Genomic DNA, 17961 nt, shown 5'->3' on the forward strand with positions numbered 1-17961 from the left:
CTTTACTCCTCTTGTTTTGTTACTCTGCTTTTCTTCTGAGCTTTGAGATAAAGAATCCGTCAGTTCCAAATTCGCCTGGAAGCAACTGAATATAGCCGCTTTCAGCGGTCTGCAAAAGAGCTTTCTCCTGCATTTTAGGAGGAAGCTTGTCCTTAAAGCTTACGGGCTCAAAAGGAAGTTCACTGCAGATCCTGCTAAGCATCTCTTCGTTCTCTTCCCTGTTTACAGTGCAGGTGGAGTACATAAGGATTCCTCCGGGCTTAACATAGTCCCAGGCAGTCTTTATGATTTCCCACTGAAGTTTTGAAACATCCGTAAGACTCTGTTTTGTTACGTTATATTTTATATCGTTCTTTCTTCCGATTATCCCAAGACCTGAACAGGGTAAATCTAAATATAATATATCTGCTTTATTCTCGAGGTTGCTATCGTGTATCCTGGCATCGTGAACTTCTACTTTCACATTTGTCATGCCCATACGTTCTGAATTTTCCCTGATCAGTTCGCATTTTCTATCAGATACGTCTCTTGAAATAACAACTCCTGCATCATCAGTGTGGTCAGCTGCTTCTGTTTCCTTTACTCTCTCGGCAGCGTGAAGGGTCTTTCCACCGGGAGCTGCGCAGACATCAATAACAACCTGAGAGGGCTTTGGATCTGCAATCTCTGTGACCATCATTGAGCTCACATCCTGCACAAAGAACATGCCCTCATCATATCCCGGAAGGAATCTGATGTTGTCGGTCTTTTCAAGATTTAAGGCATAGGGAAGAATATCGCTTTCTGTTACGATAACTCCGGCCTGCGTCAGCTCTTTTACAAATTTCTCTTTGTCGCACCCTGCTACAAGCCTGATGGTTGTAGGACGCGCTTCCAAGAAAAACTTAAGGATTTCTTCTGTCTTCTCAAAGCCATAGGTAGAAACCCACATCTCGCACAGCCACTTCGGCATGGAATAAAGCGCATTGAGGTAGTCTATACCGTTATTTTCATCCTTGGAAGGATATTCAATCTTGTCCTTATTTCTTGATATGTTGCGAAGGACTCCGTTAACAAAACCTTTCAGCCCCGCAAACTTATGCTTCTGCGCCAGCTTTACCGCCTCGTTACAGGCAGCAGAATCAGGAACGCTGTCCATAAACATGATCTGATAAACGCTCATGCGAAGAAGGCTTCTGATAAGTGGCTGCATCTTGTCCACTTTGGTCTTGGAAAAAGAGTTTAAGACGTAATCGATTTGAATCTGTCTCTCGATGCATCCGTCCACCACCCTCTTCATGAAAGCCTTATCCCTGCTCTCAAGGTAATCATATTTATTCAGGCAGTCCTTTAAAAGGGATGGCTTTCTAACGCCATCCCTGTCGTATTCAATAAGGATACCCAGAACTATTTCTCTGATATTTGCCATGTTTTTCTCCAAGTACTTATATATATTCAATTATCTGATGTATTATGGAATTTTGTCAAACATGAGTCACCGGGGACGTTTCACTTTGACTCATTTTGAGTCAATGGGGACGTTTCACTTTGACTCATTTTGAGTCAATGGGGACGTTTCACTTTGACTCATTTTTAAGTCAGGGGGACGGTTCTTTTGACTTATTTTTATGTGCGGGGAATTATGGGACAGAAAGTGCATCACAAAACCTTCTATAAAGTTATGTTGGTTGGAGCTTGTTTTTGAAATGCATCACAAAAATAGCTATATAAAAAAATAGTTGGAAATTACAAGCTCTTTTCCAAGCCACAGATCAAAATAATTTGATTCCTAACGCTCATCCTACATCACAACACTTGGCCTACGGATGCCATGTGATGTAATTGTTTATGGAAGCCCAAAAATCTGTTTTGAACTTTCCAACTATTTTTCGTATAGGAGAAAATTGTGGGGTGGTCGAAATTACGTTTCCAACCATGGTTAAAATTATCAGCCTGTTGTGATGCACTGTAACAGCGAAATCTCCCCCGGATAAACTAATTGTAATTATGTAGTTATCAGCATCTCCTTATCCTGCCCACCTTAGTGCCCGGGCGCTCATAAAAATACCGGAGTCAAAGGGCAGTACGCTGGGCGCCGCTCCTTGGCGCCCGGGCAGCCCTTGACTCCGGTATCTTTATGAGCAACTATCTATTGGCGGCGGGCCAATAAGCTAACCCCCGCAAAATTGTCAGTTTTTGAGTCAATTTGAAACGTCCCCAGTGTCTCATTTTGAGTCAATCTGAAACGTCCCCAGTGTCTCATTTTGAGTCAATCTGAAACGTCCCCGGTGACTCAAACTGCTGTGTCTAAAGTGTTGATTTCCTCAGCCACCTTTTTCTTATTGAAGATTGGTGCGAAGATGAACAGAGCAAAGATCAGACTTCTGATCAGCATTATCGGAATCTGAGACCAGGTCAGGCTCTGGTTCTGAAGCACGTTAACATCTCCGCCTGTGAATATAACAACGTAATTATTATTGATAAAATGCATTATTGCTATAGCCCAGATATTCTGAGTCTTCATATATGCATAGCCAAAGAAAATTCCCATTGTTACACAGGTTATAATCTGTGTGACAAGAAGCTGCGGACCTGAAGTAGTTGAATAGAACATGAAATCAGCAGCTGTATGCCAGATTCCCCATACAACACCCACGAGAATAACACCAAGTCTAAGGCCAAACTTCTTTTGCATGATTGGCTGCAGGTAATAGCGCCAGCCGTACTCTTCACCAAGAAAAGCAATCATGGTTATTGGGAAATTCAGCATGATCATTACTGCACTAAACCAGTTCATGGGATTGAAGGTCATTGCATTTAATTCAGAAAAATCACCGATTCCCTCTCCTGCTGCTATGTTGGCCGAAAGCTGTGCAATATAGAATCTGCAAAAGAAAAGTACAACAAACACAAGGATCATCACTATACTAAGCAAAACATTCTTTCTGCAAAGTCCCGTATTCTCCCTCTTTTCTCTTCCACAAGCCCAGAATGCTATATAAGCAACAACACTTCCGGCCAAAAGAATATACTGACTGTACAGATTCCAGTTGGAGACCATTCCGGCACCACTGTCAATCATCTGCTGAGGTGCAAAAGCAGATATTATTGCAATGATAACCATGATCGCTGATGTGACAAGAAACGCGATGAATCCAACCATAGGGAGTTTCTTTTCTTTCCTGTCAAATAACAGCATACCGATTATTACTCCGCAAGCCGGGTAAGTCATCATCGCATTGACAAAGGCCGTCAGGTCTTTGTCCCCCTTAAGTCCCAGGAACATAAATATGCTCATCAGCGCTGTCATACCAAAGGCTACAGCCAAAAAGACATACAACTTTTTTCTTTCATTAACACTCATAAATTATTCCTCCTTGAATATACAATTTACCACTCAAACCTTAAATTGTGTCCCCATACACTGATTTGAGCCGATTTTACACTCAATTTATACTAGCATAAAAAAAGAAGCCCGCGGCGGTTATTCCGCAGGCTTCACAAATTGTTCATCTTCTTCTGTTGTTAAGGAGCACGAGCCTTAAGAGCTGTACTACTGCAGATGCAGCACTTGCCACATAAGTCATGGCAGCTGCGCTTAAGACCTTTCTTGAAGAATCCACTTCTTCCGGTCCAAGTATTCCGTAATCTTCAAGCATCACCAGCGCTCTGTGGGAAGCATTAAACTCCACAGGAAGCGTTACAACCTGGAACAGAACTGCCAGAGAGAACACCCAGATTCCGATGGTGATAAGAGGTGAAAAGCTCAGGAACAATCCAAGGATTATGATCGGTATTCCGGCCTTGGAGCCAATGTTCGCCGCAGGTAAAATGGTCGACCTTATCTGCAACGGAACATATCCCGTGTGATGCTGAAGTACATGGCCGCATTCATGAGCAGCAACACCTACTGCAGCAACCGAATTTGAACCATAGGTAGCATCGGAGAGGTTTACCGTTTTTGTCCTTGGGTCATAGTGGTCTGTTAAATTTCCCGGAACATGCTGTACTGCAACATCTGTAATCCCGTTTCTCCTAAGGATCTCCATGGCTGCCATAGCTCCGGTCATTCCACTCATACTGCGTATTCTGTTATATTTTTTATAAACTGATGAAACCCTTGCACTGGCTATCATACATACGATAGCCATTATTATTGTCAGGATATACATTGGATCGAGGCCAAGTCCATATCCCATTCTTCCCATTCCGTAATACATAGTGATAACTCACCTCTTTTCAATTCAATAATTCATTACTTGAGTACAGTTCCGATCTCAAGCTTATTTCCCAACAGGAACGCCTTAACATCCATTCTCTTTTTGCCTTCAAGCTGAACTTCTGTAATCTGAAGATATCCATCACCTGTAAGGACAACAAACGAATCTTTTAAAACTGCAATGATGCTGCCATACGCTTTTGTACTTGCAATCTCTTTTGCCCTGGCTCCATCCTCGGGACTTATGCTGTTGCAAAGCGCTCCGAAATCAACAGGAGAAAGAGCCTTTGCATGCCAGATCTTTAGCATCTTGCTGCCCAGATATGTAAAAGCTGAGGGCCATGGATTAAGGCCACGTATAAGATTTCTGATACTCTCTGCATCCTCTGAGAAATCGATCCTTCCCATATCCTTGGAAAGCTTGCCACACTTGGTTGCAAGAGCTTCATCCTGCGGAATGGGAGTTATCTCACCCTTTTCAATCTTGGGAAGTGCCTCTACAATAAGCTCTCCGCCAAGCTTTGATAACTTGTCAAAAAGACTTCCTCCCGTCTCCTCTTCATCAATCTTGATTGTTCTCTGAAGAAGGATGTCCCCTGTATCCATTCCGGCTGCCATCTGCATGATGGTAACTCCGGTGGTCTTCTTACCATCAATGATTGCCTGCTGGATAGGCGCTGCGCCTCTGTACTCAGGAAGAATGGATGCATGAATGTTAACGCAACCAAACCTTGGAATATCAAGGATCTCCTGTGAGAGGATCTGGCCAAAGGCAGCGACTACAAATATATCCGCATCAATTGTCTTAAGATACTCTACGTGTTCCGGCTGTTTGATCTTCACCGGCTGATAAACCGGAATGTTGTGCTCAAGGGCACATACCTTAACATCGCAGGGCTGCAGCTCTCCGCTTCTGCCCTTTGGCTTATCGGGCTGTGTCACAACCAAAACCACCTCATGTCCTGCTTCAATTATTTTTTCAAGGGCTGACCTGGCAAAATCAGGTGTTCCCATAAATACAATTTTCATATGCAAAATTCTCCTTTACGTCGGACTCAATTATATCACAAAAAGAAAGCCTTGGTCCCATTTCTGAAATGAGACCAAGACTCCTTATTATTGAACCGCTTCAATTGTCACAGATAATGTTCCGCCATCATAGGCATCGTTTCCGTCTGGATCTATGGCGAACATGATAACATCGCCCTTTGATACTGTGAATTCTTCATAGAATTCTTTTACCACCTCATGATCAAAGTTGCCCTGAATATCACCGCCGATCCATCTCTTTTCTTCGCCGTTTAAGAATATTCGCATGCAAACTCCGTTGGCGTCAGCATCATCACTGTTGGCGTACTTGGTATAGCTTCCATAAACCTTAACAGCTCCGTTCCTTGCTGCGACCCATCTGTAAGCTGCGTTCCTGCCATTGCCCGGTTCTACAAAATCTGCCTTAAGCTCCGGCTTTCCGTCACCTGCATATCTTCCGGCTTCACTGTCAAAGCTAAGCTCCTCAAATCCGCTTCCGTTCCAGTCACACATTCCGTAGTACCAGCCATCTGACCCCTGCTCGCCAAAAGCATCCCGGAGATTTGTGTTATTGGTCCTGCCATCATCTTCCGAATCATCAGGCTCTTCATCAGGATCTTTTTCAGGATCATCTCCTGTGCTTCCATCAGCGTCTTCAATGGTGACAGATAGCCTTCCGCCATCGTAGGAATCATTTCCATCGGGATCGATTGCAAACATAAGAATATCTCCCTCGTGAACCGTGTACTGCTCATCAAAGCCCTTAACAGCTACGCCACTGAAGTTCCCCTGAATTTCGCCGCCGAGCCACTTCTTCTCTTCGCCGTTAATGAATATCCTCATACAGACACCGTTAGCCTCAGGGTCCTCATCGTTGGCAAACTTGGTATACTCACCCTTAACCCTGATAGTGCCGGTCTGTGCAACCTCCCACTGATAAGCTGCGTTCCTGCCGTTTCCGGGTTCTACAAAATCAGCCTTTAGTTCAGGCTTTCCGTCGTTGTAGTACCTGCCTGCTTCACTGTCGTATTCAAGCTCTTCAAAATTTGCACCGTTCCAGTCGCACATTCCGTAGTACCAGCCGTCAGACCCCTGCTCACCGAAGGCATCATACAGATTAGTGTAGTTGGTCCTTGCTTCTTCTCCCTCCGGCTTTTGCTTTGCTTCATAAATGCTGACTGAGAGTCTTCCTGCGTCAAAAGAAATATTGCTTCCCGCATCGATAACGAACGAGAGCTTATCTCCTCTTTTAACATCGATCTTATTCAGCATAAAGCTTACCTTGTTGTCATTGCCATCGCCTGCAAATGCAGCGACGTCTGTTGCCTCAAGTTCCTCGTCACCCAGGAAAATACTAAACTTTACTCCATCAGGATAATCAGGATTCTCATCATTATGACCGAACTTGGTGTAATCACCCAGTACATCGATCTGGCCATCCTCATATACAACCCACTGGTATATGGCCGCTTTCTTCTCACCGGGATGAACAAAGTCTTTTTTCATCTCAAGGCCGTTATTTGTCGGAGATACAAACGCAGTCTTATCATCGTTCATGTACGAAAGAACTCTTGCATTCCTTAAATCTGTTCCCTCAAGGAACCACCAGCCATCTGACCCCTGCTCGAAGTTCTCAAGCTTTCCGAGTGCAGTCCTGTTTGACCTTACCTCATCACCAACCACAACCTTTTTGGCCTCGCTATCGGCAATGTCGATTTCCAGTCTTCCGCCGTCCCAGGCGTTGTTCTTGTTGCATCCGATATCAAAGGTTAAGATATCTCCTTTCTTCACCTGGAGATTTTTAATATCTATGGTTTTAATATTGTCGTTTCCTTCGCCCTTGTAGCAACCAGCAACTGCATTATAGATATTTGTACTGTTCTTGTAGATATTAACAGTTACGCCATCAGGCCATGAGGCGTTGGGATCATTATGTCCAAACTTTACATACTGCCCGGTCACATCGATATTTCCGTCAGCAGCTACCACCCATTTGTACATTGCATCGGCATTTAACCTTGGCTGAACAAAGTCTTTTTTAACCTCAAGTCCCTTTTGTTTTCTTGACACGAAACCGGAGTTATCAGTGGTCTTAACTGAGAGGACCTCAGCGCGATCTATGCTTCGTCCCTCGAGGTAATACCAGCCGTTGCTTCCCTGCTCACCAAAGTCAAAGGCCAGGTTTGCACGGTTTTCTCCGCTCTCATTGACCATCTTCATGGTCTTTAGTTCAGCGTCCTCGATCACAAAGGTGTAATTGCCTCCGTCGTAAGCAGTATTGGATCTACCATCCACTAAAAGAGTGATCTTATCTCCTTTTCGTACATCAAGCCCCTCTACATTAAAGTCCTTTGTAACAGTTCTGTCCGTAAGAGGATCAAAATCCTCGCGCTTAAGGACATCGCCGTTTTTGAAAAGATATACCGTAACGCCGTCAGGCCAGTCGGGATTTGCATCTTCATTCTTGAGCTTGGTATAGGATGCCATAATATCGATTTTTCCATCCTGAGCTGCAACCCATTTCACGTTGGCTGATCTTCCCTTATTGGCAGGCATGATGTAGTCGCGCTTTATCTCTATTCCATCCTTTGTGGTGTACTTATCGCCATCCACAAACCTCTCCACATTAACTGCAAAGTCAGGATCCAGATAGTATCCTGACTGGAAGCACCAGCCGTTATTTCCCTGAGAGCCAAAGTCATCTACTGCAGAAGCATTGTTGGTGCGAGCTCTCCCCCAGTCTATTACATTGCTTTCAGTCTGTCCTGTAAGAGGTGAAAGACCTTTTATCGAAAACTCAAACTTACCGGCATCGTAGGCATTGTTTTCTTTGCCATTGATAACCATGGTGATGTAGTCATCCTTTGACACATCAAGTCCGGCTACGTCCAGCCTCTTCGTTATCTCTTTTTCCGTATCAGAGGGAAACTCCTCCTGACGTAGCACTTCCTCGTTGTGATACAAGGTGACTCTGGTTCCGTCGGGCCAGCTGGGATTCTTATCTTCATTCTTAAACTTGGTGTAAGAAGCATCTATCTTAATGGTTCCGTCCTGGGCCACCTTCCACTTGATAACGGCGGACTTGCCCTTTCCGGGGTTTACGAAATCTCTTTTGATTTCGAGATCTCTTTTATCCTTGTAGCGCTCCTCTCCCGGGTCATAACCTCTCATATTGTAGGCAACAAACGGTGCATCGCCCTTAGACTCCTGATAGAACCATCCGTTATCGCCCTGCTGCCCAAAATCGAACTTCACATCAGCAAAGTTCTGCCTGGTCTCGCTCTCATCGATCTCCACATCTGCCTCTGTGACAGCCCCTGAAAGGTCAAAAATCGAGAACTCATAGTTTCCGGCATCATAGGCATTGTTGGCCTTTCCGTTGATCACCATGGTGATGCAGTCATCTTTTTTGACAGGAAGCACAGCCACATCCAGGCGCTTTGTCACTTCCTGCTTCCTGTCGGCAGCAAACTCCTCGCGCGCCAGAACAGTATCGTTATGATAGAGCGTAACCCTTGTCCCGTCAGGGTAGCCCGGATTCTTATCCTCATTTCTGAACTTGGTGTAGGAAGCATCGATCTTAATGTTTCCGTCTCTGGCAACCTTCCACTTGATAACCGCAGACTTGCCCCTTCCGGGATTGACAAAGTCATTTTTGATCTCCAGATAAGTGCTGTCAAAATATCTGTAATCCGCTTCCTCAAACCTGGTCATGTTAATGGCACCAACCGGTTCGTCCTCAAAGCCCTCCTGATAAAACCAGCCGTTCTCACCCTGCTTTCCAAAGTCATACTTTACATCTGCGTAGTTTTCTCTTGTATCATTTCCCTCGATGATCACATCGTTTTCAGTCTTAACATTCGACCTGTCAAAAATGGAAATATCAAAACTTCCGCCGTCGTAAGAAGCATTACCTCCGGCTTCCACCACGAAGTACAGCCTGTCCTTTGTGCTTAGAGAAACATTCTTTTCTCTGAAGGAAATCTCATTTGTTCCCTTGGCAGGAGCTGCAACTTTCCTGGAAAAGAGCTTTTGAGTGTTCTTATATACTGAAACCACAACGCCATCAGGCCAGTCTGGGTTTCCATCATTTTGCTCAAACTTGGTGTAAGTTCCCCTGATTTCAACAGCTCCGTCTGAGTATGGCTGCCAGCAAAGCATCGCTGCATCATTTATGGCCGGATGAATAAAGAACTGACTGATGGTAAGATTTGGCGAAGTGCAGTTCATGTACTCACCGTTTTTCTCAGTAGATACAAGCTTTGCATCAGTAACGCTCTTACCACACATATAAGTCCAGCCGTTGCTTCCCTGAACGCCGAAGTCATCTGCAAAGTATGCGTTGTTATCAATTCTCTTTCCGTCTCTTACAGCTTCCGGGCCCTTTGCATTAACATCTGAGATTGCCACATACAAAGATCCGCCGTCATAGGCATTATTCATGTTGGGATCAACAACAAAGTAAAGGCTCTCTAAATCTTCAACATGGATGTCCTTTAGCGCCTCTTCCACAACTTCTTCCCTGTCTGTCCTGGCATCAACGGAGTATCTTGCAATAGCCTCTTCCCCCTTGTAAACATAAAGCGTTACTCCGTCAGGGTAATTTGGATTCTTGTCATTGTTTACATTTTTTACATAGGCAAGTTCAATGTTAATATCACCGCTCTCAGCAGCCCTCCATTCAAGAATCGGTGAAGTTCCCTCTGCCGTATGAATGAAGTTTGATTTTATCTCAAGTCCGGTTTTTCCGGGCTGAAAGTATCTGTCGCCGTCAAAGTTTTCAACTCTCTTTGACTTAACGGGGTCCAAAGAAGAACCGTATCTGTAAAACCACCCGTTTTGTCCCTGCTCCCCGAAGTCTGCAACATTGAATGCATTGTTGGTCCTTTCCGGATCGTCCGTAAACTCCGGTTCAACATAGTTATCCGTATTAAAAGAGGCAGGCCATGCATTTGCAAGTGCCATTATTTCATCTTCGATATTTACGATCACTCTGCTTTCTTCTTTTGAAAACATCGCACATGCAGTTGCAGTAAAAGCCACCACACAGGCAAAAGCAACTCCGGATATTGTTTTATGACCTGCGATCATACCAAATACCTTTTTAAAAAAGTCCCCCATGATTACCTCCCTAAAAGACTGATCGTTTATTTATAAATCTTTATATCCTCAAAGCGCACCTTTGAACCGACCCCAAACACTCCAAAGTCCGAAGCCTGCGACAGATACATTCTTGCAGTAAATGCGATCTCATCATTTACATACATGCTCACAACACCGTCAGCTATCAGCATTGAAACATCCAATTCATCCTTATCACTGATGTCGTATGGCACATAGGACTGAGCCGTTCTCTCCATGATGTTGCTGCCGTTGTAAAAATCTATCCTGCCATTTGCTCCATCAAAGACAATGTTTAGTCGTCCCACACTCTCCTCATTGGTGTTAAAGCAAAATCCGAACATTCCGTCCTTATCAAAGTCCCTGATCGTGGTCTTAAATAAATAGCTTCCCGACAGCTCTTTAAATCCCGCCATCTCATACTTATCTCCGGCAAAAGAGATGCATCCATCCTCAAATTCACCCGACTCTGCCATCTTAACCGGCTGTATCTCAAGCTCATTTGATAAAAGAGCTTCCACCTCCGGATTAAGCACCGGACTAAGTGTTCCGTCTTCGTGCTGCATCAGAAGATGAGTTACCATGTTACCGCCCCAGTCATAGTCCTCTGAGTCTGTGTGGCTCTTTTTGGTTCCGTTCCAACCGACTATATAGAGCTTCTCGCCATCCGTCTCCATCCTTCCGGCATAAAAGCCGTTGCAATCAAATATGTCTCTCTCGGGAATCTTAAAAGGTCCGTCGAAATTATCTGCTATTCTGTAATGCACCAGCCTGTTGGGCCACTGATCTGAAAAAGACAGATACCATTTCCCCTTATACAAAAGAACCGATGGACACTCCAGGTTTGAATCCGTGCCCATATCATTTTCAAAAAAGACTCCGGCATCTTCCCAGCTCTTTAGATCTGTTGATGTATATCTTGCAATTACACCGATGTTGTCTTTCCTTGTAGCAACCAGCATTGAATAACAGTTCTTGGAATCTGTATAGAATACGTAAGGATCCCTGAAATCATTTTGAGAATAATTCTCGTTTGCATAGAGTGTATCCTCTGGTATCTTCTCCCAGTTCTCAAGGTCCGTACTGACAGCATGCATAACTGCTTCCTTGGGTTCAAACATATCGTTATGTCCTGTGTAGAAAGCGTGATACCTGCCGTCGCTTCCCTTTATCACACTTCCGGTTCCGAGGGCTATATCCTGAGCCTCCACATCATCCGCGTAGTTTATGACAACTCCCTTATCTTCATAGGCGGTAAAATCCTTTGTCCTTAAAAGCCCCCATGGGTGGTAGCCCTGCTTTCCGTCCCTTTGATCTGCCAGAAAGAAAACATTAAAGTTTCCGTCGTCATAAAAAGGCATCGTATCGCCGATAAGACCTTCGCTTGACGTAGGAAACAGCACATGATCTTCTATGCTCTCCCCTAGATACCTCTCATCTGATGCACTCTCCTCTGCTGCATTTGCTACTTCTTCAGTTCCGCATCCCAATAGGCAAGTTGCAACAATCCCCGCTATAATAAATGTCTTTATCTTTCTCATTGTTCCTCCTTTGGTGCTTTTGCACCATCTTTTGACAGCATTATAATACCATTATGTTTCATTTGTACCAATTAAAAAGTGCATTTGTCACACATTTTCGTGTAATACCACTTTTTATGCAGGTCTAATTTGTGCATTTTGCACATCTTGTAATCGGTGTAATGTTACATTTGACACATTACATCAATTCAAGGTATCATATTAAACAGTAAAGAAAGATATTGGGGGAATTATGGGAAACAGAGTAACACTGCAGGAAATAGCTGACGCCTTGGGAATGTCACGAAACACAGTATCAAGAGCACTGAACAACTCAGGAAGTGTATCAGCCGATACCAGAAATAAGATATGCCAGATGGCTACTGCCATGGGCTATAAGCAGTTCACAACAATTGAATCCGCTCCGGCCCAGACAACAAGCGCTTCTTTTGCAAGTAAAGACAAGATGGAGATTGCGCTCTTTACGCACTCCTTCCCCGGAGCATCTCACTCCGGAACCAAGCTCCTTGAAGCCTTTCAGAACAAGATTGATTCTCTTGGCTACAAGCTTTCAATAAATATAATTAAGGACTACGAGATAGAAAATCTGTGCTTTCCGTCCAACATAAACCTCGATAACATCGCAGGAATTCTATGCATCGAGCTCTTTTCCATGGAATACAGCAGATTCCTGTGTTCGCAGAATATTCCTATCCTGTTCGTTGATACTCCTATTATGCAAAAGAGCTCTCTCATGGCTGATACACTCTACATGGAAAACCTCTCGAGTGTTTACCGCCTGATAAGCTCTCTGATCCATGCAGGAAAAAGAAATATCTCTTTTGTCGGAGACAGATTCCACTGTCAGTCATTTAATGAGAGATGGCAGGCTTACGTACTGGCACTTGCCGACAATGGTATAGCAGTAAGAACAGATCTGTGCATACTTGATGACGACTCAAGTCCCTATTTCGATCCGGATTTCATAGCAGAAAAGATCCGCTCCTTTAAGGCTCTTCCGGAGGTTTTCTTCTGTGCCAATGATTTCCTTGCAACCTCCACCATGAAGGCTCTTAAGCAGATGGGAAAGAGTATACCGGGAGATGTTCTCGTATGTGGCTTTGATAATTCACCGGAAGCTACGATCATTGAACCAAGCCTTACCACAGTGAAGATCCACAGCAGCTCCATGGGTTATACTGCTGCCGATCTCTTACTTGCCAGAATCGCAAATCCAAGTATGCCTTACAAAAAGACCTATATCGAAACCGATGTCATATACAGGCAATCGACAGGTCCCATAGAAAATGAGCAATAAAAAAAAGAGACCTTTTGGTCTCTTTTTTATTGCGACGTATTACTCCGCATTGTCCTCATATTCCTGTTCCTGCTGCGCCACGAGATCCTCGTTATCTACAAGGTCTCCCTCTACCTTCTCAACATACATGTGACCGTCGAGATGATCGAGCTCATGACAGATGGCTCTTGCAAGGAGTTCCTCGCCCTCTATCTCATACTCATTGCCATCAAGATCCATAGCTCTTGCTATTACATGATTGGGTCTGGTTACGATACCTGACTTGCCGGGAAGTGAAAGACATCCCTCGTATCCTGTCTGCTCTCCATCTTTCTCAACGATAACCGGATTGATCATTACAAGTGGCTGATCAGCTTCAGGTGATACATCAATTACAACTATTCTCTTAAGCACACCAACCTGTGGTGCTGCAAGTCCCACGCCGTTCGCTTCATACATGGTATCGAGCATATCCTCTACCAGCTCTCGAACTCTGGGTGTTATCTCTTTTACTTCCCTGCACTCCTTGGCAAGGACGTCGTCTCCATATTCTCTGATTTGTCTTAAAGCCATTTCTTACTCCTATATAAAAACTGATATTTTAATTTGATTGTACGTAACCTAATCATACGGTATGCATGGGGTCAAAGTCAAATTGAACGGTTATGGTCTTTAACTTGCCCATTGCCTCAAGCTCTTTTATATAGCCCTCAAGCATGTCCTTGAGACCGACTAAAACGTCATAGTCAGCGAGTTTAACATAGATGACTATCCTGTATACATCATTCACTTTGCCAATTGAGCCAAAAGCCGGTCCGATAAAAACCGCTCCCGGGACCTTGCGCTGCTCCATGACTGCACGGAGCCTGGTGGCAAACTGCATTCCTTCCTCTTCATCCTTACTAAAGAGCTGAACGCATAGCATATGTGATACCGGAGGATAGCGCAGCATCTTCCTGTAGGATATCTCCTCTTCGTAAAAAGAAGCATAATCCTGCCTTGATGCTGTCTGAATGCTGTAGTGCTCAGGCTGATAGCTCTGAATGACGACATTCCCGGGCCTTTGTCCTCTACCTGCTCTTCCCGCCGCCTGGGTAAGAAGCTGGAAGGTCCTCTCGCTGGCTCTGAAGTCACTGGCATAAAGAGACATGTCTGCAGCCAAAATTCCCACCAGCGTAACATCCGGGAAATCGTGGCCCTTTACGATCATCTGAGTTCCGACAAGGACATCAGCCTCCTTGTTTGCAAACGCCGAAAGGATCTTGTCATAGCTTCCCTTGGTTCTGGTGGTGTCGGCATCCATTCTAAGGACACGGGCCTGTGGCCAGAACTTCTTGACCTCATCCTCAATCTGCTGTGTTCCTGCTCTGAAGGAGGATACATATTTAGAACCGCATTTGGGACATATCTTCGGCCTTGCTTCCTCATGTCCGCAGTAGTGACACACAAGTCTTCCGCCTCTGTGTTCGGACAAAGACACATCACAGTGAGGGCACTTAAAGACATGTCCGCAGGCTCTGCAGGAAACAAAGCCCGCCAAGCCTCGTCTGTTGATAAAGAGCATCGCCTGCTCACCCTTCGAGAGTCTGTCAGCCATAAGTTCCTGAAGTCTTAATGAGAAAATTGATCTGTTACCGGCTCTTAGTTCCTCTCTAAGGTCTGCTATCTCAACCTCCGGAAGTGTTCCTCCCGTAAGTCTTCTCTTTAGCTCAAAGAGATGATACTCCCCTGTAGTTGCCCTGTAATAGGACTCGAGAGAAGGTGTTGCCGATCCCAGCACAACACAAGCTCCGTCAGGAAGGAGCCTTGAAAGCTCTATTGCCGTCTCCCTTGCATGATATTTAGGAGCATTGTCGCTCTTGTATGTCTGCTCATGCTCCTCGTCTATGATGATTATCCCTGTATTCGGAAACGGTGTAAAAAGCGCTGACCTCGGCCCTATGATAATATCGATATCATTCTGCCTTGCCCTCTCCATCTGATCGAACTTCTCTCCCGGAGAAAGGGATGAATTCATTACGGAGACTCTCTCTCCGAAGTGCCTGTAAAAGCGCATCAGTGTCTGGTAGGTCAGAGCTATCTCAGGAATCAGAACAATAGCCTGCTTCCCGCGCTTTATCATGTTATCAATAAGAGCAATGTAAACTTCAGTCTTGCCACTGCCCGTTATTCCATGGATCAGATAGGTATCTCTCTTGCCCTCATCGTAGTCTCTGCTGACAGTATCTACAATGTTCTGCTGCTCAGGGCTAAGCACCTTATCTTCATATCTTGTGGTAGTGCCGACTATTGGGTTTCTGAAGTACTCCTCGCTGTCAATCCTGATGATTCCGGCTTCGCTCATACTCTTAAGAGTCTGAGAGCTGACGCCGAGCTTATCCGTTATCAGCTCATAAGGAATTCTCTCTCCGGCATTTTCTATAAGCTCTTTTAAAATCCTCTCTCTGGCCTTCTGCTTCTTGCTCATGCACTCATAATACGTCTCTTTCGCATCTTCCAAAGACGCGCGAAGGGATACAAACCTGTGCACCTGCCTCTTCATCTTCTTACCGGATGGAAGCACAGTCTTAAGAGCCGCATTCATGGTTCCGCCGTAGTTCCTCTTCATCCACGCTGCGAGCTTTATTGAAATATCATCAGCAGAAGTCATTTCACTGGATCTGCCAAGTATCTCCTTGATCTTGTCCGGATCCCAATTAGCCTTGTCAGTCAGCTCTATCACATAGCCCTTCCTCTGTGTATCTCCCCTTCCAAAGGGCACAACAACACAATCCCCGACCTGGATCTTACTCTTAAGTCCGTCCGGAACTCTATACTGAAAAAGCCTATCCACCTTCTCATGAGATATATCAATTATTATATTCGCGTATAATACTGAAGTATTTTCCATTCAATCCCCTACAAAAACCTTTCAGACTATTATACCACGCCCTAATCTAATCCCTTTGACACCCGCATCATAACGTAAATTATTTGAAGAAGGCTCCGCCTGGGGGCTCCCGGCCAATATATGTGAGCATTTTTGAGTTTGTCCTGTGGAGATGAGACCTATCAATCTCAAGTGCCTATGCACGCAGAGATTGATGTCCAGGGCTCATCGGAGCGCTTAGGACAACGAGAAAATGATCACATATATTGGCCGGGAGCCCCCAGGCGGAGCCAAACCAAATTCTTCTTATTTGCGCTCGTCAAGGATTTCCTGGATGAGTTCGCGCTCGTCCATGTGGTATTTGACGCCTTTGATCTCCTGATAGTCTTCGTGGCCCTTTCCGGCGAGGACAATGATGTCGCCCTGCTCGCCGTGGTCGATGGCGTAGGCTATGGCTTCCTTACGGTCTGTGATCTTGATATATTTGCCGTCTGTCTTCTTGATACCAGTCTCGATATCGGCAATGATATCCAATGGCTCCTCAAAACGTGGGTTGTCAGATGTGATAATTGTAAAGTCCGCATATCTTCCTGAAACCTCGCCCATCTCAAAACGGCGGAGCTTACTTCTGTTACCGCCACAGCCAAAGAGGCAGATAAGCCTGTTTGGACGATAGTCACGGAGTGTTGTCAAAAGACTCTTAAGAGCCATTGCATTGTGTGCATAGTCGATCATCAGAGTGAATTCATCTGAAACCTTCACCATCTCGATCCTGCCCTTAACCTTGGCACCCTTAAGCGCAGGTGCAATCTGCTCAGGGCTGCAGCCAAAGTGCCTTGCAACAGCTATTGCGCAGAGTGCGTTGTATACACTGAACTTGCCGGGATTTGTTATCTCTGCATGCATTTCGATAAGTCCTTCTGTGTCAAAGAATACACCGAGATTGCCGGGCTTTCTGATATATGCAAGATTGATGGCACGAATATCAACATCCTTGTTGAAGCCGTAAGTCTCAACCTCACAGGTATGTCCCTTTAAGATGTCATCTGTGTGAATATCATCTCCGTTGCAGATTCCAACCTTGCACTGCTTAAACAGAAGTCCCTTACAGTGCATGTAATCCTCGAAGTCCTTGTGCTCATTGGGCCCTATATGATCGGGCTCGATGTTGGTAAAGATTCCGATATCAAAGATAAATCCCTGACTTCTGTGAAGCATAAGTCCCTGGGAAGAAACCTCCATAACTACCGCATCACAGCCTGCCTCTACCATCTTAGCCATATATTCCTGAAGAGTGTATGACTCGGGAGTTGTATTCTCAGCATGAATGTGCTCATCGCCGATTATTACTTCAATTGTTCCGATAAGACCTACCTTGTAGCCTGCATTCTCAAGCATGCTCCTGATAAGATATGTGGTAGTGGTCTTACCCTTTGTTCCGGTTATACCGATGGTCTTAAGCTTGGAAGCCGGATGATCAAAATATGCTGCTGAAATAAATGCCATTGCATATCTGGTATCAGCAACTCTTATAACAGGAAGTTTGGAATCTTCAGGAAGCTCAACCTCTGCTTCTGCCACGATCGCAGCGGCCTTTTTCTCTGCTGCGTCTGCTGCACAGGAGTGTCCATCGAAGTTTGCACCCTTAATACAGATAAAAAGAGAACCCTCCTCTATCTTCCTGTTATCATTTATTACATTCTTGACCTCAATACTCTCTGCGTTTAATTCCACATCGCTGTTACCCGCAGTAATCCTGTATTCAAGCCCTTCCAGCAGTTTACTTAGCTTCATTTGTCGACCTCCAATATTTAATTTTTTTGTCACATTTTCGACACAAATGTGTATTATATTATTCTTATAGATGTGAACTAGCTCACATCTCCCCCTCATAAGAAACCGCAAGCACACGCCCCTGCGTGTGTTT

Annotated in this window: 10 protein-coding genes; 1 reads left to right on the plus strand and 9 read right to left on the minus strand. The window is 44.8% G+C overall.

All coding sequences use genetic code 11. The annotated features are described in order from the left end of the window. Positions 1-19: 19 nt before the first annotated feature. The 6 genes from rsmB to G633_RS0115425 form a co-directional block, all read right to left on the minus strand. A complete protein-coding gene (gene rsmB / locus G633_RS0115400) occupies positions 20-1408 on the minus strand; it encodes a 16S rRNA (cytosine(967)-C(5))-methyltransferase RsmB (protein WP_026520466.1) in 1389 nt (462 codons plus the stop codon). 864 nt (positions 1409-2272) lie between these two features. Further along, on the minus strand, positions 2273-3343 hold the full coding sequence (locus tag G633_RS0115405) for a CPBP family intramembrane glutamic endopeptidase (RefSeq protein WP_026520467.1): 1071 nt from the start codon (positions 3341-3343) through the stop codon (positions 2273-2275). Between the two features lie 145 nt (positions 3344-3488). Further along, entirely contained in the window at positions 3489-4199 is a 711-nt protein-coding gene (locus G633_RS0115410) for a zinc metallopeptidase (protein ID WP_051200304.1), read from the minus strand. A gap of 35 nt (positions 4200-4234) precedes the next feature. After that, positions 4235-5227 carry a methionyl-tRNA formyltransferase gene (fmt, locus tag G633_RS0115415; RefSeq protein ID WP_026520469.1) on the minus strand — a complete coding sequence of 331 codons (993 nt, stop codon included), beginning with the start codon at positions 5225-5227 and terminating at the stop codon, positions 4235-4237. Between the two features lie 87 nt (positions 5228-5314). Continuing rightward, positions 5315-10348: a hypothetical protein gene (locus G633_RS0115420; protein WP_026520470.1), complete on the minus strand. Its 5034-nt coding sequence runs from the start codon at positions 10346-10348 to the stop codon at positions 5315-5317. Positions 10349-10374: 26 nt separating this feature from the next. Continuing rightward, a complete protein-coding gene (locus tag G633_RS0115425; RefSeq protein WP_022768468.1) occupies positions 10375-11889 on the minus strand; it encodes a glycoside hydrolase family 32 protein in 1515 nt (504 codons plus the stop codon). A 232-nt stretch (positions 11890-12121) separates the two neighbouring features. Between G633_RS0115425 and G633_RS0115430 the strand changes: the two genes are divergently transcribed. After that, positions 12122-13186 (plus strand): LacI family DNA-binding transcriptional regulator, encoded by a 1065-nt coding sequence (locus tag G633_RS0115430; protein ID WP_035771673.1) that lies wholly within the window; start codon positions 12122-12124, stop codon positions 13184-13186. Between the two features lie 39 nt (positions 13187-13225). Here the strand turns inward: G633_RS0115430 and def are convergent, their stop codons facing one another. From def to G633_RS0115445, 3 genes are all read right to left on the minus strand, one after another. Next, complete coding sequence (def, locus tag G633_RS0115435; RefSeq protein WP_022768470.1) at positions 13226-13738, minus strand: peptide deformylase; 513 nt, start codon at positions 13736-13738, stop codon at positions 13226-13228. A gap of 52 nt (positions 13739-13790) precedes the next feature. Continuing rightward, positions 13791-16055: a replication restart helicase PriA gene (gene priA / locus G633_RS0115440; RefSeq protein ID WP_026520472.1), complete on the minus strand. Its 2265-nt coding sequence runs from the start codon at positions 16053-16055 to the stop codon at positions 13791-13793. Positions 16056-16340: 285 nt separating this feature from the next. Continuing rightward, positions 16341-17828: a UDP-N-acetylmuramoyl-L-alanyl-D-glutamate--2,6-diaminopimelate ligase gene (locus tag G633_RS0115445; RefSeq protein ID WP_022768472.1), complete on the minus strand. Its 1488-nt coding sequence runs from the start codon at positions 17826-17828 to the stop codon at positions 16341-16343. Positions 17829-17961: the final 133 nt, after the last annotated feature.

The sequence above is a fragment of the Butyrivibrio sp. FCS006 genome, from assembly GCF_000424525.1.
Lineage (GTDB): Bacteria > Bacillota > Clostridia > Lachnospirales > Lachnospiraceae > Butyrivibrio.

Coding starts and splice junctions, on each gene's coding strand:
- rsmB (WP_026520466.1), bottom strand. CDS start 1,408: ATGGCAAATATCAGAGAAATAGTTCTGGGTATCCTTATTGAATACGAC.
- G633_RS0115445 (WP_022768472.1), bottom strand. CDS start 17,828: ATGAAGCTAAGTAAACTGCTGGAAGGGCTTGAATACAGGATTACTGCG.
- fmt (WP_026520469.1), bottom strand. CDS start 5,227: ATGAAAATTGTATTTATGGGAACACCTGATTTTGCCAGGTCAGCCCTT.
- G633_RS0115420 (WP_026520470.1), bottom strand. CDS start 10,348: ATGGGGGACTTTTTTAAAAAGGTATTTGGTATGATCGCAGGTCATAAA.
- G633_RS0115410 (WP_051200304.1), bottom strand. CDS start 4,199: ATGTATTACGGAATGGGAAGAATGGGATATGGACTTGGCCTCGATCCA.
- priA (WP_026520472.1), bottom strand. CDS start 16,055: ATGGAAAATACTTCAGTATTATACGCGAATATAATAATTGATATATCT.
- G633_RS0115405 (WP_026520467.1), bottom strand. CDS start 3,343: ATGAGTGTTAATGAAAGAAAAAAGTTGTATGTCTTTTTGGCTGTAGCC.
- def (WP_022768470.1), bottom strand. CDS start 13,738: ATGGCTTTAAGACAAATCAGAGAATATGGAGACGACGTCCTTGCCAAG.
- G633_RS0115430 (WP_035771673.1), top strand. CDS start 12,122: ATGGGAAACAGAGTAACACTGCAGGAAATAGCTGACGCCTTGGGAATG.
- G633_RS0115425 (WP_022768468.1), bottom strand. CDS start 11,889: ATGAGAAAGATAAAGACATTTATTATAGCGGGGATTGTTGCAACTTGC.